We start from the raw sequence: 21,304 nt of genomic DNA on the forward strand, positions 1-21,304 counted from the left end.
TATATGACGACGGACAATCACAAGTTCAACATAGCCCCCAATCTTCTGGATCATGACTTCATGGCAGATGCGCCGAACCAGAAATAAGCGGGCGATATCAGCTGCGTTTGGACTCGTGAAGGTTGGCTATATTCTCGTTGTAATCCTCGATCAGCATTCGTGGCGGGTCATCGGTTGGGCGATCAGCAATCGTATGAAGCGTGGCGCTCAGTGCATTAAACATGACCATCTCATTCCGTGCACCATCAACGGACTCCACGACTATCAAAAAAATCCTGCGGCAACATGGCTTCAAAATATCGATGTCGAGCTAACGGTGCTGCCAATCCTCGGCTTTTGCGGCGTGGCGGAACTGGCGTGGAGCGATAAACCGGAAAGGGTGAAAGGGTGTTTGACTGATTTGTGTTGCCGCCAGATCGCAAATTTTAGTCGTGTAAAAAGCTTCTATCCAGCTATAGTTGCTCTATTTTCCTGGAGAAGCTTCAATGAAGATCGGCCAATTCGTCAAACGCAACGTTCCTAGAATTTTTCAATACTGTGAAACAATCGATCCTTCTGAGTTTTCCCGCCTTCAGGATTCACAGTATTCAAAAAAACCTTTGATATCAATTATCCTTTCTGCAAACCGGTGTCTCAGATTTCATCTGATGAGCATGTTCGGTTTTACAATATCACGCACAAAGTTTGAAGTGGTCCCACCTTTTCGGACAGTTTTGCAGCTTTTCTAAGGTGTATCGGGTTTAGATTTCATGCTGCTCTTTGCTCTTCCAAGCCTGCCCAATATGCGTCCTCGGGCGTCAGCCGATCACGCGCGGAATGGGGGCGTTCGCTGTTGTAGAATGCCATCCAGTTTTTGACGACCTTTCGGGCCTGGAAGCCGTCATTGATCTCTTCGAGGTAGATCGCTTCCTGTTTCAAGCTCCGCCACAGGCGCTCAATGAAGATGTTGTCGAGGTATCTACCGCGACCGTCCATTGAGATACGTATGCCCGCTTCGGTCAGCGTCGTGATCCAGGCCGAACCGGTGAACTGGCTGCCCTGATCGGTATTCATGATCTCGGGAGGGCCGTGTTTGGCGATGGCCTCGTGCAGGGCCTCCACACAGAAGTCGGCGTGCATTGTGTTCGACAAGCGCCAGCTCAGAACCTTGCGCGACGCCCAATCCATGATGGCGACCAGATACAAGAACCCGTTTCGCACCGGCATGAAGGTAATGTCGGCGCACCAGACCTGGTTGGGCCGGTCGATCTGCATCTCTCTGAGCAGGTACGGATAGACCGGGTGCTGAGGATGGGGCTGGCTGGTCCGAGGGCGTTTGTAAATCGCTTGCAGGCCCATCTTGGCCATCAGCCGCCTGATGCGATGACGTCCGACAATGGTTCCTTCCCGCCGCATGTAGGCAGCGATCTGGCGGCTGCCGAAGAACGGGTATTTGGTGAATATCCGGTCGATCTCTTTCATCATCCCAGCGTGTCCGCATCAACACCGACCGGCGTGTAGTAGAAGGCCGACCGGCTCAGCCGCACCAGTTTGCACTGCTGGCTTATGCTCAGTTCAGGATGATCCCGTTTGATCATCGCGCGTTTCTTCTCCGGGCTCACCGCTTCAGCCCTTCGGACAAAAAATCGTTCTCGACGGCCAGCCTCCCGATCTTGGCATGGAGCTCCTTGATTTCTGCTTCTGTCGGCCCTTCCGGCCTGCCGCCACGCGCAAACACATCGGCCATGCCTTCGACAGCCTGACGCTTCCACGTGCTGATCTGGTTCGGATGCAACTGATGCTTCGCGGCGATCTCCTGGATCGTCTTGTCGCCACGCAGCGCTTCCAACGCGATCTTGGCCTTAAACTGGTCTGTAAACTTCCGGCGCTTCGCCATTCTCGTATCCCTTCAAAGGTTCGGGATACACCTTAGCCAACTGTCCAGTTTTCTGGGACCACTTCAGTGGATCAAGTTCATAGAGGCATGTTGCATAGTAGTGCGACTTACCAGTTAGATGCCCTTTAGCAATCGTTTCATCGAACACGTCGTTTAAGCGCCCGCGAAGATTTTCCAAATGTTCCACTGCATCCATTTTTACACTCTCTCGCTCTTTTAACATTCAGAATTGGTTCTGAAGGCGGCCTAGGCATACTTTTTGTCTAATAGTCTCGCTTGCTTAGTTAGTTTCAGCTTTGAGTTGAAGCGACTTTAGAAAAATTCTGGAGGAAGTCTCTTTGATGATGATACCGAACGGTCTCTTTCACGGCTTGCCCGAGTGTCCTCACTGCACGTGCAGCGAATGGCAGCTTCCCGCCCAAAGCAGCACGACCCCCGAACCGGATCACAACTCCCAGTCAGCACACATTCTAGCGTAATCAGCATTCAAAATAACAATAATAACACCAACAATTACCGCGTTTTTGAAATCACTTTCCCAAACCTCCCCCCCCCTTCCAGATTCAGAACCAAAACTGAACTACGTTACAATTGGTTTGATGTGGAGAATAAATTAAGCATATCAGATCACTAGAGACATCTGCGCACTAGATGTGCCGGAAACGTGTGTCGGATAGCGGTCAAATACCACCGCAGCATATTTGCAGCGCGTCAGGCCCATTATGGACGATGGAAGCAACGGGACACCCTGTTCACTAACTTGAGTCTTTTTGGTTCTTGTCGTGATCGCAAATCCGACGCCCTAACGCCCACTTAACCACACCCTGAACAGTCAGATCAGCCCTTTGCTATCTACTGGGTGTTTTGGGCTGTCCAATATTAGAGGACAACTTCTCAACCGTAACAACACCATGCCTCGACTTCCCGAGCAGGCCTGCACCTTTCGCAAGGGCGCTGGAGATGCCGCCTGAACTGCACTCAACACTCCCTGCTTCACTTACCCACTTGAGGCCAACACAGCCCCCCACAGCCACGACAACACCGCCTAGGCCCAGCGCGTTTCTCGGCATCTAAAGCGTGCAGCTAAGCAATTTGCATGACGACAAGCACAGCGCAGCTCACTTACGCCAAACTCTCTTTGGGGCAGGGGAAGCACGAAACGACATGTAGGCAATTCACAGAAACTCTAGGTTCAGAATAACACTTATGTTAAATAAACAATCTCACTCCTTGAGCTGCCCTTTGCCATTAGGCCTGCTAAAAGAAACATGTGTTGGAAACGTGTGTGGGAAACGTGTGTGGGATAAAATTCTCCGCCCGTCTAAATCTTAGCAATCGCAGTAACTTAGATGCATGAAAGAGCAGTGGCGGAGGCGGTGAGATTCAATCATCTATAATTACTTATCTAAACCACTGATGTTAAACTTATTTATATCTTGACGTCCCTATAAATGTGTAGCATAAAGGGTAGCATACCAGCGACCCTCCCGACACTTATATTCCTTCCCCAGGCACCCCTCAGATGAACAACCTTCACCTTCGCGGATCGACTTGGCATCTCAAGCGTCGCGTGCCGAAGAGGTACGCTGAAGTTGAGTCTCGGGCTGTGATCTGGGAGAGCCTGAGTACCGACTCCAGATCCGTAGCGCTCGGCAAAGCGGAACGGGTTTGGGCCGGATATATCTCGGGGTGGGAGGCAATGCTGGCGGGGCATAGCGAGGACGCGCAGGTACGGTTTCGGGCGGCGCGTGATCTGGCGGATATGCGGGGGTTTGCGTTCTTGTCTGCGGCTACGGTTGCGGAACGGCCGCTGCAGGAAGTGCTGGCGCGGGTCGAAGCAATGCGGGCGCCTGATGGGTGGCCAGATCCCGTTATTGCCAGTGGCGTGCTTGGCGGCGCGAATGAACCCACATTGAGGCTTTCTGACCTGGTTGAGCATGCCGAGACGCTTTCCGTGCAGGACAACCGGTTCAAAAGCGCCGAGCAGATGCGACTTTGGCGTAATCCGCGGGTCCGTGCTGTGCGCAATCTGATCGCAGCACTCGGGGGCGACAGGCCGGTCGTCGAGATCGGTCCTGTGGAGGCGCGGCAGCACCGACGCTGGTGGCAATCGCGGATCGCGGACGAGGGGCAGTCGTCCCAGACGGCGAACAAGGACTTTCATTATATTTCCGGAATGCTTGCCCGGTTTTACGAGGACATCGACCATGCTGATCCGCCACGTCCTTATATGGGCGTATCGATCCGGGATCGTCATGCGAAGGTGCAACGCAAAGACGAAGTGCCTGTCGCCTATATCACTGATCGGTGGTTCGCACCCGGTGCTTTCGACGGACTGAACGACGAGGCCCGTGATATTCTACTGATCGCGCTGGAGACCGGATGTCGCCAAAGCGAGATCCACGACTTGCCTGCATCGGCGTTCCAGCTCGACGCGGATGTCCCGCATCTGTGCGTGCGCAATGAAGCGGCGCACGATCCTGATGCGCGACGCGAGATCAAAAACCGGCACTCCGAGCGGGATGTCCCCCTTGTCGGCGTAGCGCTGGCCGCAGCGCAGCGCCATCCAGCTGGTTTTCCGCGCTATCGCAACAAGCGCAGCTATAGTGCTATCGTGAACAAATATCTCAAAACCCACGATCTGGTTCCGGAGGGCGTCACCGTCGGCGGCCTACGCCATACCTGGGAGAGCCGATTGAAGGCGGCAGGTCTGCACACCGACGATCGTGGCGAGTTGATGGGCCATTCGGTCAAGGCGTTGCGTGGGCGGGAGCATTACGGCGACGAGATGGATCTCGAACGGCGGCAGGCCCTTGCGGCATCTATCGCGTTCACGGTTCCGGATCATCTGGCGTAGCGCGTCCGGTACGACGTGAGCGGGCAGCCAGAATCCTTGTGGCGCGGGAGCGCGCATCTTGTCGCGTGCGGGCGGCCTCCAGCTCCCGCTCCAGCCGCTCGAAGATCGGCAGATAGACGAGGTCGTGCTGGATCAGCAGGGCGACGTCTTCGAGCGCACGTTCGATCCGCGCGACGTCGATCTCTGCGGTGTTGCACTGCCCCATCACGCACCGTCCATCCGGCAGAGCCGGGTCGGTACGAGGATGAGGAGCGCGCTTGGCATTAGGCAATATCTCTCAGGGCGCACAACCAAGAGGTTGCGCGAGGGGTTGTTGGACGGAATGACCGAGTTCAGGTTCTGGTTGAAGTTACTTTACCACGGCGCGCTCTGGTTCGCCTGGCCTCAACTCACTGAAATCGTTATTTTATGTGGATAACTATTGCCTGCGGCAGGCTGATCGTGCGGTTTCGCACATTGATTAGAGCAGGATGCCCGCTGATCGTTACAGCGCGTCGATACAGGGAGGATCACGGTTCGGGCGTATCTTCGCTCATCGGCTTGTCAGAAGGCTCTGGTGCATCAGGTGAGGCGACGGAGTCAGAACCCCACGCGACGCCGTATTGGGCGCGCGCAAGATCAGCGAAACGCAAATTCGTCGCTGATCCCGAGATGCTTGGCGGATCGAACGCGCGGTCCGAAAACGAAAACCTGACTGGGTCTTCGCCATCGAGGCGCAAAAGCAGGCTGTCGGTCTCCAGATCGACCCGATGGCGAAGCGCGATCGCGTGCTGTCGCGCGAGGCTGATAAACCGGAAAATCCAGCGGCCCCGGCTTACGAACCCTCGATCAGGAAATTGAGCTTTGCGTTGATGTCGCGGACCTCGGTGCGCAGGGCGTGGAACGCTTCGGCCTGGTTCTGGTAGCCCTCGTCGATCTGTTGCATGAAGGCCAGCAGCCGTTCCGCGAAGCTGGTCATCTGGTCTGGGTTGGTCGGCTCCAGCAGGTTCAGCAGGGGCATAAGCTTGCGGATATCCACGCGCATCTCGTCGATCTTCGAGGTCAGAACTTCGGCGTCCGATTTCAGGGCGGTCGGTTGAGGTTGGGTCATTCGCAGAGTCCTTCTTCAGGGTTGGAATAGCTTCGGGTGGAATGAGCCGGGCAAGCTGTCGCAGCACCATCGCCGCGCGCCCGACGCGCAGACGCAGCGCAAGGCGCATCCGGGCTCTGAGACTGGCGGACTTGAACGCATGGCCTGCGGCCTTGGGATTGATGTCCTCGCCGGTCTGTCCGTGGCGTGGAACCAAAAGGCCGGGCCGCGTTGGCGAGGGCGCGACGCTCCACCAGCTGTCGACAGCGATCAGTGCGTCGTTGAGCTCGGCGAGCGTGGTCGGCAGGTGATGATCGAAGGCCCTGTTCACGTCATTCGCAAAACAGGCGGCAGGCTCCAATACGCCCTTTCGCACGTGGCCGGTCAGAACCAGATCCGGAGTCGCGCACCAATGCGGCTCCGGCAGACCCAGCCGGTGGGCCAGATCGACGGCAAGGGCATCTGTCGCACGCTGCGAGGTCCGGACCTCGAACGACCGTCCCGTCCACGCCTGACGCGCCGCGACGATATGGACATGCTCGCAATTGGACACATGCCCGCCCCAGGCAAACCACGGCACGAGGTCGGGAGGGGTGCCGCTGCGCTCCAGAACCCGGGTCGTGATTGCATGCCAATCCGCATCGGACAGATGCAGGTCCGGCGGCAGCGACAGCGTCGTGTGGACGATGCCCAGGCCCTTGGGATAATCATAGCATTCGAACCAGCGCATCAGCCGCCCGGGGTCTGTCTCGGGGATCGATCCGGTCAGCACCCGACCTTCCCGCCCGACATAGTGACCGATCTGCGATGCGCGATCATGGAACACACGGTACGGCCTCAAGGCGTCAGGCTTTCCCGGGCAAGAAGCATCGTTTTGCGCACCTCGCGAAGGGTCTTCTTCACATCATCCGGCTTGATGAGGGAAAGCTCTCCGTTCGCGACCCTCAGCAGCTGATGCAGTGTCGCGCTGACCGGCGCGAGATGGCGGATGATATCATCGGCGCTGCTCTCCGCCCCATAGGCAAGACCCGCCGCTTCTAGATACGCCGCACGCGAGGTGAAGCCATGTTGCGCCCGCAATACGTCGATCTGCGCCAGAGCTTCTGGAGCGATACGGACGGTGAATTTGGTTTGAGCATTGGACATTCGGATACCTCGTTGTGATGTATCCAAAAGCTATCGAGCCCGATCTTCAGCTGTCAGCATCAAAGACGTTCGGCAAGTGGAATATATGTGGATAACCCTCGCACAAGTTCAACGTGGACAGGGATTTGCCCCCCTTGCAGTCCTTCGCGTTTTTCGGGAAAATCCCTCCGGATCATATCTAGCGGGTGGGATGACATATTCTTTTTCCCGAGCGAAACGTTTGTCCGAGCTCCGCGCAATTTCTCAAATGTGGTGGCATGCCCTAGGTACTTTCTACGAGAAACCGTCCCTGATGTTGTTAAACGATCTTGGATCGGGACAGCCCACTTGCGGAACGCGGGCAGTGCCAAAACAGCACTCGACAACAGTGAGCATGGCCAACGCTTCAATGGAAATCCCGAGATTTGGGAATGACACGCACGTTCCGCGGATGGGCGCGAACGCCGACTTGTCCGGGCAGCGGGTTGGTCGGGTGGTCGCCGCGCGTGGTGACGCTAGGCATCGAGTGGGCGGAAAGATCGTCGAGGCGGAGACTGCGGTCCTCCAGATGATCGGCGACGATGTGGATGACGCGGCCATCAGTCTGGACGCGGCCCTGCACGACCAGCAGGCGGGCGGCCATGATGATGGGGCGGTAGGCCTCGAACATCTTTGGCCAGATCACCAGATTGGCGACGCCGGTTTCATCCTCCAGCGTGATGAAGCACACGCCCTTTGCGCTGCCCGGTTTTTGGCGGACCAGCACCAGCCCGGCAAGGGAGACCTTCGCGCCGTGCCGTAGACGGGTCAGATCGTCGGAGCAGGTGAACCCCTGCCTGGTCAGGCTGGCGCGGTAGAAGCTCATGGGGTGAGCTTTCAGCGACAGGCGCAGGGTCTGGTAATCGGCGACGACGTGTTCCGCGCGGCGCATGGCGGGAAGTGCGACGTCGGGTTCGGGACCTGCGGTGGCGGCGTCCGCGTGTTCAAATATCGGCAAGCTGGGCGCATCTCGCAGCGCCTGAACTTGCCAGAGGGCTTGTCGTCGGTCGAGGCCCATGGATCGCATAGCATCAGCGGCAGCAAGGCGGCGGATACTGCCGACGTCAAGACCCGCACGACCCTTGAGCGCCTCCACATTCGCGAACGCGGAATCGCGCGCGGCCATGATCCGCAGACCCGCCTCGCGGTGCATGCCATCGATCTGGCGCAGGCCGATACGCAGGGCGAAACCGTCTGCGCACGGCTCCAGCGTACAGTCCCAATCGGAATAGCTGATATCGACCATGCGCACCTCGACGCCATGATCTCTTGCGTCGCGCACGATCTGCGCGGGCGCATAGAACCCCATCGGTTGCGAGTTGAGCAGCGCGCAGGCGAAGGCAGCGGGATAGTGACACTTCATCCAACTCGACACATAAACCAATTTGGCAAAGCTGGCGGCGTGACTTTCGGGAAAGCCGTATTCGCCGAACCCCTTGATCTGATCGAAGCAGCGTTGCGCGAAATGCGGATCATAGCCGCGCGCCGTCATCCGCCCGACCATCTTTTCCTGCAACTTTTCGATCGTGCCGCGGGATCGAAAGGTCGCCATCGCCTTGCGTAATTCGTCACTTTCCTTGGCTGAAAACTGGGCCGCGTCCATCGCGATTTTCATCGCCTGTTCTTGAAAGATCGGGACGCCCAGCGTGCGACCAAGGATGCGGATCAACTCGTCCTGCGGATGCTCCGGCCCCGGCGCGGGATAGACGACAGGCTCCAGCCGTTGGCGACGGCGTAGATAGGGATGCACCATGTCGCCCTGTATGGGGCCTGGGCGCACGATGGCAACTTCGATAACCAAATCGTAAAATACACGCGGTCGCAGCTTGGGCAGCATCGCCATTTGCGCGCGGCTTTCCACTTGGAACACGCCGAGGCTGTCACCGCGACACAGCATATCATAGGTCGGGCGCCGGTCGTCCGGCTCTCGATCCTCGATCGGCACGGTAGCCAGGTCGTAACGTGAACCGTGATGCGCCTCGATCAGATCGAAACCCTTCGCGATACAGGTGAGCATCCCCAACGCCAGAATATCGACCTTGAAGATGCGCAACGCCTCGATGTCATCCTTGTCCCACTCGATGAAGCTGCGCTCGGGCATCGCGCCATTGCCGATGGGCACCATCTCCGTCAGGGGGCGCTCGGTCAGGATGAAACCGCCGACATGCTGCGACAGATGTCGTGGCATTCCGATCATCTGCCGCGCCAGTTTGAGGACCATACGCAGATAGGGATCAGTGAGGTCCAGTCCGGCCTCCTTGGCGCGCTGATCGTCCACATCCCCCTCGAAGCTGCCCCAGACCGTGCTTGCCAACTTCGAGGTTATATCCTCGGACAGGCCCATCCCCTTGCCCACTTCGCAAATGGCGGAACGGGGGCGATAGTGGATGACGGTGGCGCACAGGCCCGCACGCTCCCGCCCATATTTGGCGTACATGTACTGGATGACCTCCTCGCGCCGCTCATGCTCGAAATCCACATCGATGTCGGGCGGCTCGTCACGGGCCTCATTGAGGAAACGCTCGAACAGCAAATCGTGCGCGGTCGGATCGACGGAGGTAATGCCGAGACAGTAGCACACAGCGGAATTGGCGGCGGACCCGCGCCCCTGGCATAGGATCGGGGGCGTGGCCTCCTCCCGCGCGAAATGGACGATGTCGCGGATGGTCAGGAAATAGCGGGCGATGTCCTTACGCGCGATCAGGTCGAATTCTTTTGCGAGGACCTCGCGCACCTTGTCGGGCACGCCGTTCGGATAGCGGGCTGCCGCACCCTGCCATGTCAGGCGCTGCAATTCCTGCATAGGGGAGCGACCTTCTGGCACGATCTCGTGCGGGTATTCATAGCGCAGATCGTTGAGGGTGAACGTGATGTCATCCGCAACCTTGCGGGTCGCGGCGATGGCATGGGGCCAGCGTGCGAACAGGCGGCACATCTGCGCAGGGGATTTGAGATGACGCTCCGCGTTGGCCAGCAACCTGAACCCGGCGCGCTGGATGGTTATGCCCTCGCGGATGCAAGTCATCACATCCTGAAGCGGGCGACGGTCGGGGATGTGGTAGAGGACATCATTGGTGGCGAGGATTCCCAGCCCATGCGCCCGCGCGAGGGTATCGAGCCGGTTGATCCGCGCTACGTCGTCGCTGCGATAACGATAGCTTGCCCCAATATAGCGTAGCTCCGGCAAGGCGCGCGCGAGGCGGGAAAACGCCGCCTCGAACTGGTCGATATCCTCGTCCGGCATGGCAATCAGATGCAGGCCTTCGGCGTGATCCGCCAACATCTCCAGCGTCAGATGCGTCTCTCCCTTGGCCTGCCAGTCGCCATCCGCCGTTACCATCTTGCCGCGTGACAGCAGCGTGGACAGACGCGCGTAGGCGGCGCGGTCACGCGGATAGGCGAGGAATTCCGCGCCGCACAGCAACACCAACCGCACACCGATCATGGGCCGGATGCAGGCCGTCGCTGCCTCGGTATGTACCCGCACAACACCTGCCAGCGTATTGCGGTCCGCGATGCCCATCGCGTCATAGCCAAGGTGGTTCGCCGTTGCGCACAGCTCACTGGCGGTGGAGGCCGCATGCAGGAACGAGAAACAACTGGCCAGCCCTAGCTCTACGTAAGACGCGGGTGGGTTGCAGGTGAACCGGTTATCTTCCGCCAACAAGACCCGCTTATGTCCCTCCTGCTGCGGCATTACGCAAAGAATCCGTGCAGGAACCAGCGAGGTTCTTCACCGCGCCCGTCGCCGATTACGCCCTCGCGGTATAGCCAGAAGCGGCGACCGTCCTCGACCTCAACCTTGTAGTAGTCGCGCAGCCGCGATCCGGGTTTGTCGCGCCACCATTCTGGCGCGATCCGCTCCGGCCCCGATTGACGCGCCGTGCGCAGGGTGACGCGCCGCCAGATGAATTGCGCGGGCGGACCTTCGGGCACGGCATAGACAACGGTGACTTCTTCGGGCCGATCAAGCAGACGGATTGGGCGTTCGGCGGTAACAACGGGAGGCACTTGCGGATCGTTGCCGAGTGCCGTCACCCGCCGTTCCATGCGATCCGGCAGATGGCTTTCCTCCCAATGCGACCATGAGACGTGGCGCGCGCCCAGTCGTGCACTGAGCCGGTCGAGCAGGCCAGCCACGTCCGCATCCGCGTCGTGCGCGCCGTCCAGTCCGGTTTGGGTAGCCTCCAGCGGCTCGGTGCGCAGCGCCTCCAGTGTCAGCATATCGAAGCCGAAACCGGCATCGACTCCGTCGAGCTTACCGTTCAGCAACCGCAACATATGAGTAGGATCACGGCTCGCCCGTGCAAAGGCAACGTCCATCCAGCGCGCCTCCCCATCCACACAGTAGATCGTCAGGCGTAGAGCACGCGCGCCGCGACCGGACGCTTCCAGATCGGTGCAAAGCTGCCAGGCAAGGTCGGGCAAATATGGACCTGCATCCATCACCGGCTCCGCCAGCCGGGAACGCGCAATCAGGTGAACTTGATCCACCGGTGCGTCTAGAGGGTCAGCTTCGCGCCCCATCGCGCGGTCTAGCTGGATCAACGGATTGCGCCCCTGCGGTAGGTTCGCGAAGCGTCGCATCAGCGATACGCGTGGCATATTGTTCAGCGCACCGATGGTCTTGAGGCCCAACCGGTCGAGCAAGCGCTCCGTGTCAAATCCCAACCTCAGCGCACAGACAGACAGCAGCGCAAGACGCGCACCCAGATCGTCAGGCCCACAGATCACCCGCTCCTCGCCGTGTCGCGCAAAAGCCTGCGCCGCAAGCGATGTGGGCGCAATTGCCAACCTTACGCTGATCCCCTGCATGGTGAACCGGCCCGCAATATCATCCAGCAACGCCGTCTCTCCTCCGAACAGATGCGCCACGCCGGTCACGTCTACAAACAAGCCGTCCGCGCCGTCACGCGCGCTCCACGGCCCCCAGCGGCGTGCCCAGAACACCAGTCGGTCAAGCAGCGCCGCGTCGCCCTGCGCATCCGCAGGCTCGACATGTAGATCGGGATGGATCGCCTGCACGTCCACGATCCGCGCGCCGGACCGGATACCGCGCGCGGTGGCGGTCGTGGACGCTGCATGGATCACCGGTCCGTGCGCGCCGTCGCGCGCCAGAACCACCGGGACATCATTCCCCGGAAGCGTCCTGTCGCGCCGCGCCACGATCCTCCACCGCTCCATCGCCAGATGCGGGAACCAGATGGAGACGATCCTCTTTGGCACCCGGCTCATGCTGTGCGATCCACGTTCCCGGCGGACGTCCCTGTGCCCGGATCAGGTCGGCGCGCCATTGCGGCGCACCCGGCGCGCCAGCATCGTGGGGATGGCGCAATGAGGGCAAAGCGCCTATGCGCCACCTCTGCCGCGCTGCACTCAGCCCCTGCGCATCGTGGGATCGGATCAGCCAGACCGGCACGCCAGATGCCTCCGCTCTGAGCGCAAGCCGCTTGGTCGCCGTGAAATCCAACACCGCCGGATTGCCATGGATCTCGCCCACCACAGCACCCAGACCGGCACAGGCCGCGCCTTCCTCCATAGCCCAGAGCACATCGCGCGGATGGCTGACCTCGACCCGCAGCAGCGCTCCGAAACGCATGGGTTTGCCCGACCCCGGCAGATACAGCCGCCCAGCCCCCTGCCCCGAAGCACGATCCTGCAACCACAGCACTGTGCGCTGCGTCGCAGGTAGGGCTGACAGCACGAACGCCGTCACCGAAAGATCGCCTGCCCGCGCGGCCTGCGCCTCCTGCAACGCAACCTCTCCCGGACGGGGCACGCACCGACGCACCTCGCAGGACTGCATACGTGCAGTCGGCAAGCGTAAAACCTGCCCGTATGTTGAATCGATTCCCATTCACCGATCCATATGTTCACACTTTGTTCCAATTTGGAATGTGGTGAAATCAGCACAGAGCTGATCTGATGGCATCCTTCTTGGGGGACGCAAAGCGGGACAAGTCCAGTGATGTTTCCCCACCCGGCGATTAATCGTCGATGATATCAATACTCTGCCCAGCGGCGGGTGGCGTCGATTTTGTGGCGCCCCGCCTACCCAGTGCACGATCGGCAATGCCGGGCGATGGGTGACCGGGAAAGCCCTCTCCGAAATATCGTACCATTTCGATATATTTAAGCCCTAGCGAGGACATTTTGCAGATCTGAAATCCACCGATACTATCCTTAACAACGAGCCCGCCAGATTTTGCCGAAACCTCTAATCCATGCTCACTGAAGCGAGCGATTAGCTCACCCCACGACCTGCTATCGGTGTAGATACGCTGCGCAAGCTCACTCAGCACGGCTAGCTCATCGGGCATTGGAATTCGGTCAAGATCGCCTTTTTTATCAGCAGCACCACCGGATGCGGATATTGGTCTAGTAGGTGCGGTAGAAAACGTTTCCGAGGTATCTTCGTCAGCAGCTGCCTGCCTCTGAGGCGCGAATACTAGCTCAGGCAAAACGGTTTCCCATGTGTCACGGCGCGCATAATGGGCAAATCGTTCATCACCGTCGGATTTGCGCCAGTGGACCACTGCCCCCACCGTACCGGAATAAAGGACCCTACCCGATGGATATTCCCATGATTTTGACATTCGGCCCAAGACGCAACCATTGCGATCCAAGAACTCCCAAGCCGAGCTCCTGTATTCTAGCCGCAGCGGATCACCCACCTTGCACGTTCGGATCGCATCGTGAATTTCGTGCCGCGGCCCGTATCGGCTGGGGAAGGACAGGTTGGAATATTTGAGATTTGGCAAATGATAGACTCGGGCGGGCGGCACGCCGATTGGGTTATCCGGCGACACCTTTCGTTGGATGATCGATGGTGTGCTGGGTTTAAGCAATGCGTGGGCACCCGAGGTCATCACGGTCAGGCTCACCTGCGCGCGGGTCATTGCCACGTAGAAAAGCCGCCGCGGAGCGTCACGGTCTTCGTTTTTTGAGGGGTTGTCCCAACCGCCATTCAGAATGGCCACATGATCGAATTCCAGCCCCTTGGCCCGATGCGCTGTCAGTAACAGCAGGCCGCGCTGTTCGCCGCGCGTGTCGCGGGACCATTCGGCCAGCCATTCGACGATATCGGGCACAGGCATCGCCTTCGCCTTCAATTCTCGTGCCAGCTCGGCGATACCTTCGGCCAGAAGGTCGATCCATTTGTTTGGAGCCTGCTCATTTAGAATGTCGAGGATATCGGCCACTCCCAACAGTTCGCCCTGCCGCTGTCGAAGGCCGCTAACCAACGCCTGAGTTTCGCGCAATCGCCAGATATTTGGCAGGTCCTCATTGGCCATCTCGACCTTGATCTTCAACTGCTCGGCATAGGTGCGCACTGCGTCAAGTTTGCGCCAATCCCGTGAGATTACGGCGGTGCGGGCCCATGACCATTCAGGATCCAGTCGGGACAGGCGTACCAGTTCATCGACCGCTGCCATAGCCTGTGGAATATCCCCATTGGGAACATCCAAGAGCTGAACCCTGCCCTGCGCCACGCCATCTGCGCCTGCAAGCACCCCTCCCTCGGGCGTGTTTGCACGGTAAGCGTTTATCCTGATTTCATGCTCCAGCTTCATTCGATCTGGCGCGGCCGAAATCACAGTATTCGCGGCTGAAATTATGTGGCGGGTAGAGCGATAATTCTCGACCAGAAACGCCGGACGCGCCTTATAATCCTTTTCGAATTTGCGGATAAATTCGATGGATGCGCCGTTAAAGGCGTAGATGTTTTGATCGTCATCCCCGACCGCAAACAGGCTAAGCTTCATATCTGCATCGTCCAGCGACCGACCTGCAATTGCAGAGATCAGCTGGTATTCCTCTGGCCCGATGTCTTGATACTCATCCACTAGGATCCAACGATAGCCCTGAATTAGCGTGTCGCGCTGCGCCTCGGCCTCGGCCTTGGATAGGCCCTCACCCTCCAGCTGACGCACTGCTTCCATCACGATGTTATCAAAATCTGCGGTATCCGCGCGTTGACCGACAAAGCTGGCACCGACGAGCTTCATCGCCAAGGAATGACAGGTTGAAACCGTCACCCCCATAGCATCGTCCCCAACCAGAGCGCGCAATCGTACTCTAATTTCAGCAGCAGCGTGCCTGTTATATGCAAGAACCAGAATACCCTGCGGATCCTCACGCTTCATACGCAGCAAATAGGCAATTCGGTGGACCAGAACGCGCGTTTTTCCTGATCCCGGCCCCGCCAAGACCAGAACATTCGTCCGATCACGATCATCGGTTACGATTTCCTGCTGAACCTTGTTGCCCAGCTTCTCAACGATTGCATCCCAGGATGCGCTGGTGGTTTGCCGCCTGACTTCACGACCCACACCGGGCATCCAGCGCTTCATGAACTGCTCCTTGTTGAGCAGGAAGTAATCCTCGGACAGGCGTGTGGCATCTGTCATCATGCGCATGCCGGTTTCCGCATAAGCCGCCATGACGTGGGTTTGCAGGGTTTGCTCGCTGTAATGTTCCTCTAACGGGGTAAAGTGCGCCTGCGTGAATTGGCCGCCGGCAGGGTCGAGGTGCACCGTCATGGCGGAGCGGAACGCTGTCAGCCCCTTGCCTAGGGTTAGCACGCCCTGTTCGTGCAGCCACATCAATGCGCGTTCCATCAGCTTCGTCATATCACGCACGCCGACGCCCTTGAGAAAAGCATCCTGCGTTAGCTGCGCCAACAGATCACCGACCGTTGTTTCAACCTGTTGGTCCTTGCCGCGAGCACCCTTGTTCAACCGCCCTGTCAGGTAGGTGAGCATCAGTTCGGCGGCTAGCCATCGGACCCGTGCTGTCTCTTGGATCACTCGCCATGATCGGACCAGCGTAACCAATAACGTGTTGCGGCTGGCCTTGCGCAGCGAAATATTGCCCTGCCCCCCCTCCTGAGTGCGCCCGTCCTGTGCCATGCCGCGCACCAGCTTATCAATCGCGTCGGGCCTGACATCTGGATGGGCCTTGTCCCGCAATCGTTGGCAGGCCTCAGCAAGGTTCAGGGGCACGGGAGTGCGGTCATCCAAATCTGGGGCAAGTTCCTGCATCAACGCAATCAGATCGGCTTCCAGTGCAGAAGCTTGCGCCAACCTCTGCGCCGAGGAGTGTGCAACACCAACATGAACGAAGACGGTGATCGCCACGTCATTTCGCGCAATGCCTAGGGATTCAAGCGTCGCCATGGCCCTTGGCAGTGCCCCCGGAGGGATGCCGGCCACACCGCACAGCTCATCAGTTGAAACGCCCTCATCCGCGGGTGCGGACATGAGATGTTTAACGATAGACAGCAATTGCCTGCGATGTGACTGCGTTATATCTGCCTCGGCCAGACGGCTTTTTGCCTCATCTACCGACCGAACCCGCAGGGAGGACGGGAAAACCTGCACTCGGTTTTCCTCACGCGATACCAGATGCGCCTCCTCCAGCCATGATACGGCCGTCTTTACGCGGGTATCGTCGGTCGTGCTGTCACGCTCGAACGTCTGATCCTTTTCAGAGCGCACAATCTCACCCGAGGTTGCGACAACCTTGCCTGTCTTTTTTGTGCGATCATCAATCCGGCGAAGTGCCTTTAGGATTGCCCCAATCTCATGCCGTGCAAGGCGTGAGCTGGCCGTCAGGCGAAATTGGCGTTCAACGTCATCCGCCGCAAATAGCAGAACGCAATGGGCGTCCTCCCGATCGCGTCCCGCGCGGCCTGCCTCCTGTAGGTAATTTTCCAGCGATCCGGGAATATCAGCGTGGATGACCAACCGGATATCGGGCTTATCGATCCCCATGCCAAAGGCATTGGTCGCTGCGATCACGCGCAACTCGCCTACGCGGAACTGCTCCTGTACGGTCTGCTTGTCGTCAGGGCTCATCCCCGCGTGGAAATGTGCCGCATCCATCCCTTGTGATTTCAGGAATGCAGCGACACGCTCTGTTTCTTTGCGCGATGAGCAATAGACCGCCGCACCTGAACGCCCATCTGTGGGCAGCAGTTCCAGCAACACAGTTAGGACGTCGGATAGCTTGGTCGCCTTGGTCGTTGGCCGTACATCAAACGCCAAGTTTGTCCGCGATGCGCCACCATCCAGCGGCAGCAGCTCAATGCCTGCCTTGGTCTGGAAGTGGCTTATGATATCCGCCACGACCTCAGGCTTTGCCGTTGCGGTCAGGCAGATCATGGGTGCGGGCGGCATGTCACCCGAAAATTCCTTGATGAAACGGCCCAGATAGCGGTAGTCTGGCCGAAAATCATGCCCCCATTTCGACACGCAATGGGCCTCATCAATCGCCCACAGCCCAACCTCGCGCTGGGCCAAAACGTTGCGGATAGAGGGGCTTCGCAACTGTTCGGGAGAGATGATGAGGATACCAGCATCCCCCATCCGCACCTTGTTGAGAGCGTCCTGACGTTCCGGCATGGACATCATGCCGTTGATCGTAACCGAGCAAGAGATACCGGCACGTTCCATTCCATGCACTTGATCCGCCATCAGCGCGACCAAGGGTGAGATAACAACCGTTAACGCGCCAATCGTGTCGAACCTCGACAATGCGGGCACCTGATAACACAGGGACTTTCCAGTTCCCGTCGGCAGGATCCCCAACAGGCTGTTGCCTGACATTGCCTCATCAACGATGCGTTCCTGCAGGGGGCGCCCCTCGGGATCAACAGGTTTTGGGCGAAAGCTAGGGAAGCCGAACCATCGCTCCAACGCGCGCACCGGATCGTTCTGTTCCGCGCACCATGCGCAGTTGGGATCCTTGCACGATGTATCACGCAGGTGTTTGACGATCAGTGATGCTTCGCGAAATTGTGCACGAACCCAGGGTGGCATCACGGGATCGCCGGAAGCCACGGTGATCCAGGACAGAGCATAGGCCATTGGCCAGCCATTCTGGGGGCTGCTCAAACGAGTTAGGGCCTGCTCGATACGCACGCCACAGGCGCGTCCGTCCAGCATGCGCATGATCGCCATGCGCGCCTGCTCGTAATCAGGGCATTCGCGGCCGCGCACATAGCGAAATACAGCATCAAAGCCGCCTGCCCGTTCCATGCGTGTGGATAGGTAATGGTAAGCGGTCAGCGCGTCTGGCTCATCCTTTGACAGCTTAACGAAAGCATCTAGTTGATTTGCCAGCACATCAAAGACCAGCCTTGCGTCCAGCTCCGGATCATTCACATGGCCAGTTTCCAGCCGCCCGTCATGGTAGTGTTTCACCAGATGGTGGTACGGGTTTCGCGGAAAGGCCAGCGGGTTAAGCCACAGAGTGTCGATCGGTGCTTGAATGATCTTAGCCAATCGGGGCTTGGTTGCGACCAGATGCTTTAGATCGTGATTAAGGAAGTTGTGGCCAATCGGATGGGCCACATCACCGATCTGCGCCTCTAGCTGGTCCAAGAATTCGTCGGAGATGCCGCCCATTGCCTTTAGCGCGGGTCGATCATCCGCACGCACGGCTGCTATGGCAAATATCTTGGCCTTTGATGGATCAACTTCTAAGTCAATCGATAGGCAGTGGGACAATATTTCAGTGTGACGCATTTACATTTGTCCGTGATTATCGATTAGCCGAGCAAAGCCCTATTGGTTTCAAGGGCGTAGGCCAGCGTCTGCACGTATTGGTACAGCAGGGTTCCGAATTGACGGCGGCGGCCCACGTCAAATGGGGGTAAAATACGCAACAAAGTGGAGCACGCATCGCTACAGACCAGGCCGCCAGACACTGCGACAGATAGACTCTAACCTCGGTACGCAGCCTAGTAATGCCCACATGTCGGGTCAGATCGAGAGTCGGATCCACGCTGCCCTTACGCAACAGAAAGCTGCAAAGTACGCCCTGGTGGCGTACATTCCTCCACCGTGTCAAATGTCATTTCTAAGCAACCTAAACGCTAAAGCTCTTAAGGCAGTCAGCCATATGGAAAAAAAGTGTCAATTGAACAGTATTGAGCGGCATATCGATATTACGCCTGATGAACAACCTAGGCACGCCAATCCACAGAAACGCATTTTATGTAATATTGTAATCCCCCCCGATCTTAGAGCCCGTCTCAAAAGTTTATATTACATAGCAATATCTTGCGTGCCCTGCCCTTCTGATACGGCCGTCGAGAACTGCCCTTTGCGGACCTTCGATGGCACCACGGCTGCTGAGACGCTACTTAACCAAAGCGGTCGTTCGCCCAACATGCAGCGTAGTCCGGCTTCTGGATTTCGGCAAACCGGGCGATCTAATCATCCCGGAATGCTTCGCGACGCTCCTGACCCGCTCACGACGAGTCCCTCTGACAATGCCCTATCGATGTCCCACAGAAATTTGTCTCGCAGTGTCAAAGCTGCTTGACGGATCAATACGTCAGAATTCCCGGCTGAAATGAAAACCAGGAAGACCGGCCCGCATGGCCTTCATCGCTTCCTCGTAGCTTGCAATGTTCTCAACAGTTGGCGGATCCCCATCGAGGATCGCTCTGATGCCATCCGCAATCCCACGTCGCGAGACGTAGTCGTAGATAACCGGACCCATCGAAAGTTCATAATTTAACGACCCGGTCATCAGATCAAGCCGCGCATAGCCGGGCATGTGCGCGATCGAGTTTCGCACCCCCGCGACCTCATGTTTGGCTATGCTCACCCGCAGTGCCTCGATCGTTCCAAAGATCACATGGACGCGGCGCTGATCAGAGCGCAGATTCTCCACCAGTATTGGATCGTCGCGAACCGCTTCGAGTTGGCGGGCCCGAATCTGGCTTCCGAAATCTGCAGGGCCGTCACGCTTTCGAAGGTGGTCGATCTTGAGCTGCAGACCGCCATTAATATGAAGCTTCAGCGCGTCCGATACGCGCTGTCGCCATGTTCGAAGGAGTTCGTAGACTGCGAAGAGCCACATCTGGGTCTGCGCTGTGAGGAAGACAAGTTGATCAATTGGAACTCGGTCGTTCTGGATTTGTTCTTTCGCGGCCTCGGCTTCCACCTGCATCAGGAAATCGTCCACGATCGCGACATTGGTCACCTGCATGGACAAGTATGGATCGTCACCAAGGTAGTTTGAGCTACCCCCCGAAATTCGGACACTGACATAAGCTACGATTTGCAGTCTGCTGATCTTCGACGAGAAGGAGATCAAAGATGTCGAAACGGAAGCAGCACGCGCCTGAGTTCAAGGCGAAGGTCGCGCTGGAAGCCCTGAAAGGCGAGGAGACGGCTGCCGAGCTGGCAAGCCGGTTCGGGGTGCATCCGACGATGATCCATCAATGGAAGCGAGTCCTGCTCGAAGGCGCCTCCGGTGTGTTCGAACGCGGGGGCCGCAAGAAGCCGGAGATTGACGAGGAGCAGGTGAAGGAGCTCCACGCCAAGATCGGGGAGCTGGCGGTGGCCAACTCTTTTTTGGAACGAAAGCTGAAGCCCTGGGGCGGGAAGTGAGGCGCGACATGATCGAGCCTGACCACCCGGATCTGTCGATCGGCCAGCAGTGCAAGTTGCTGTCGATCGCGCGTTCGTCTTTCTACTACACGCCCAAGGGCGAGTCTGAGCAGAACCTCGGCCTGATGCGGCGGATCGACGAGCAGTTCCTGGAGACGCCGTTCTTCGGCGTCCGGCAAATGACTTGGCACCTGCGCAACGACGGCCACTTGGTGAACGAGAAGCGCATCCGGCGACTGATGCGTCTGATGGGGCTAATGCCGATTTACCAGAAGCCCAACACGAGCAGGCCGACGAAGGGCCACAAGACCTATCCCTACCTGCTCAGAGGTCTGCGGGTGGAACGCCCGAACCAGGTCTGGTGCTCGGATATCTCCTACCTGCCCATGCGGCGCGGGTTCCTATACCTCGTGGCGATCATGGACTGGCACACCCGCAAGGTCCTGTCCTGGCGGATCTCGAACACGCTGGAGGCCGACTTCTGTGTCGAGGCGCTGAACGAGGCCATCCACAAGTTCGGCCCGCCAGAGATAATGAATACAGATCAGGGATCCCAGTTTACGTCCTTTGCCTGGACGGATCGGCTCCGCCGGTCCAGCGTGCGCATATCGATGGATGGGAAGGGCCGCTTCCTCGACAACATCTTCATCGAGAGATTGTGGCGTACCCTGAAATACGAATGCGTCTACCTGCATGCCTGGGAGACCGGTTCGGAGACAAAGGCGGCCATCCGGAAATGGATGACCTTCTACAACCACCAGCGCCCGCATTCAGCCCTGGGCGGCCAGCCTCCGGCGCTGGTCTACTGGCAGAGAAATGATATCAACCAACCCGATCAGCAGGTGCAACGAGTAGCTTGTCTGACGTCAGCACCCATGGCACAGATTTGTGGATTTGAATAAGGAAGGATTTCTGGTTCATCTTATCGA

At 58.3% G+C, this 21,304-nt stretch carries 10 protein-coding genes and 2 pseudogenes; 3 read left to right on the plus strand and 9 right to left on the minus strand.

What is annotated here, in order from left to right:
• Positions 1-3: 3 nt before the first annotated feature.
• Positions 4-308 (plus strand): annotated as a pseudogene (locus tag G8E03_RS12465) (DDE-type integrase/transposase/recombinase); the annotation flags it as partial.
• A 439-nt stretch (positions 309-747) separates the two neighbouring features.
• Here G8E03_RS12465 and G8E03_RS12470 read toward each other — a convergent pair.
• Positions 748-1,876: pseudogene (locus G8E03_RS12470) on the minus strand (IS3 family transposase).
• Positions 1,877-3,398: 1,522 nt separating this feature from the next.
• Here G8E03_RS12470 and G8E03_RS12475 point away from each other — a divergent pair.
• Entirely contained in the window at positions 3,399-4,733 is a 1,335-nt protein-coding gene (locus G8E03_RS12475) for a DUF6538 domain-containing protein (RefSeq protein WP_205793106.1), read from the plus strand.
• Here the strand turns inward: G8E03_RS12475 and G8E03_RS12480 are convergent.
• The 8 genes from G8E03_RS12480 to G8E03_RS12515 form a co-directional block, all read right to left on the minus strand.
• Positions 4,708-4,938: a hypothetical protein gene (locus tag G8E03_RS12480; RefSeq protein WP_166192445.1), complete on the minus strand. Its 231-nt coding sequence runs from the start codon at positions 4,936-4,938 to the stop codon at positions 4,708-4,710. The two genes, G8E03_RS12475 and G8E03_RS12480, sit on opposite strands and share 26 nt — an antisense overlap.
• A gap of 609 nt (positions 4,939-5,547) precedes the next feature.
• A complete protein-coding gene (locus tag G8E03_RS12485; RefSeq protein WP_166192448.1) occupies positions 5,548-5,823 on the minus strand; it encodes a hypothetical protein in 276 nt (91 codons plus the stop codon).
• Positions 5,824-6,639: 816 nt separating this feature from the next.
• Positions 6,640-6,948 carry a hypothetical protein gene (locus G8E03_RS12490; RefSeq protein WP_166192451.1) on the minus strand — a complete coding sequence of 103 codons (309 nt, stop codon included), beginning with the start codon at positions 6,946-6,948 and terminating at the stop codon, positions 6,640-6,642.
• Between the two features lie 385 nt (positions 6,949-7,333).
• Positions 7,334-10,663, minus strand: coding sequence for an error-prone DNA polymerase (locus G8E03_RS12495; protein WP_166192454.1), 3,330 nt, complete (start codon positions 10,661-10,663; stop codon positions 7,334-7,336).
• Complete coding sequence (locus tag G8E03_RS12500) at positions 10,663-12,201, minus strand: Y-family DNA polymerase (protein ID WP_240910346.1); 1,539 nt, start codon at positions 12,199-12,201, stop codon at positions 10,663-10,665. The genes G8E03_RS12495 and G8E03_RS12500 overlap by 1 nt, the downstream gene beginning before the upstream one ends.
• Positions 12,098-12,745: an ImuA family protein gene (locus G8E03_RS12505; protein WP_240910347.1), complete on the minus strand. Its 648-nt coding sequence runs from the start codon at positions 12,743-12,745 to the stop codon at positions 12,098-12,100. The genes G8E03_RS12500 and G8E03_RS12505 overlap by 104 nt, the downstream gene beginning before the upstream one ends.
• A gap of 208 nt (positions 12,746-12,953) precedes the next feature.
• The gene (locus G8E03_RS12510; protein ID WP_166192457.1) at positions 12,954-18,497 is read right to left on the minus strand and encodes a RecQ family ATP-dependent DNA helicase; all 5,544 of its coding nucleotides are present in this window, start codon (positions 18,495-18,497) and stop codon (positions 12,954-12,956) included.
• An 814-nt stretch (positions 18,498-19,311) separates the two neighbouring features.
• Complete coding sequence (locus G8E03_RS12515; RefSeq protein WP_166192460.1) at positions 19,312-19,971, minus strand: hypothetical protein; 660 nt, start codon at positions 19,969-19,971, stop codon at positions 19,312-19,314.
• A gap of 110 nt (positions 19,972-20,081) precedes the next feature.
• On the opposite strand from G8E03_RS12515, the gene G8E03_RS12520 reads away from it, so the two are divergent.
• Positions 20,082-21,277, plus strand: a protein-coding gene (locus G8E03_RS12520; RefSeq protein WP_430693162.1) for an IS3 family transposase whose coding sequence is annotated in 2 segments (ribosomal slippage) — positions 20,082-20,334 and positions 20,334-21,277 — 1,197 coding nt in all. Because the reading frame shifts where the segments join, the coding sequence is not laid out codon by codon here.
• Positions 21,278-21,304 lie beyond the last annotated feature (27 nt).

The sequence above is a fragment of the Pontivivens nitratireducens genome, from assembly GCF_011290545.1.
Classification (GTDB): domain Bacteria; phylum Pseudomonadota; class Alphaproteobacteria; order Rhodobacterales; family Rhodobacteraceae; genus Pontivivens; species Pontivivens nitratireducens.

Bases quoted from the DNA above. Each gene is read 5' to 3' on its own strand.
- G8E03_RS12475 (WP_205793106.1), top strand. From the start codon at position 3,399: ATGAACAACCTTCACCTTCGCGGATCGACTTGGCATCTCAAGCGTCGC.
- G8E03_RS12480 (WP_166192445.1), bottom strand. From the start codon at position 4,938: ATGGGGCAGTGCAACACCGCAGAGATCGACGTCGCGCGGATCGAACGT.
- G8E03_RS12485 (WP_166192448.1), bottom strand. From the start codon at position 5,823: ATGACCCAACCTCAACCGACCGCCCTGAAATCGGACGCCGAAGTTCTG.
- G8E03_RS12490 (WP_166192451.1), bottom strand. From the start codon at position 6,948: ATGTCCAATGCTCAAACCAAATTCACCGTCCGTATCGCTCCAGAAGCT.
- G8E03_RS12495 (WP_166192454.1), bottom strand. From the start codon at position 10,663: ATGCCGCAGCAGGAGGGACATAAGCGGGTCTTGTTGGCGGAAGATAAC.
- G8E03_RS12500 (WP_240910346.1), bottom strand. From the start codon at position 12,201: ATGAGCCGGGTGCCAAAGAGGATCGTCTCCATCTGGTTCCCGCATCTG.
- G8E03_RS12510 (WP_166192457.1), bottom strand. From the start codon at position 18,497: ATGCGTCACACTGAAATATTGTCCCACTGCCTATCGATTGACTTAGAA.
- G8E03_RS12515 (WP_166192460.1), bottom strand. From the start codon at position 19,971: ATGCAGGTGACCAATGTCGCGATCGTGGACGATTTCCTGATGCAGGTG.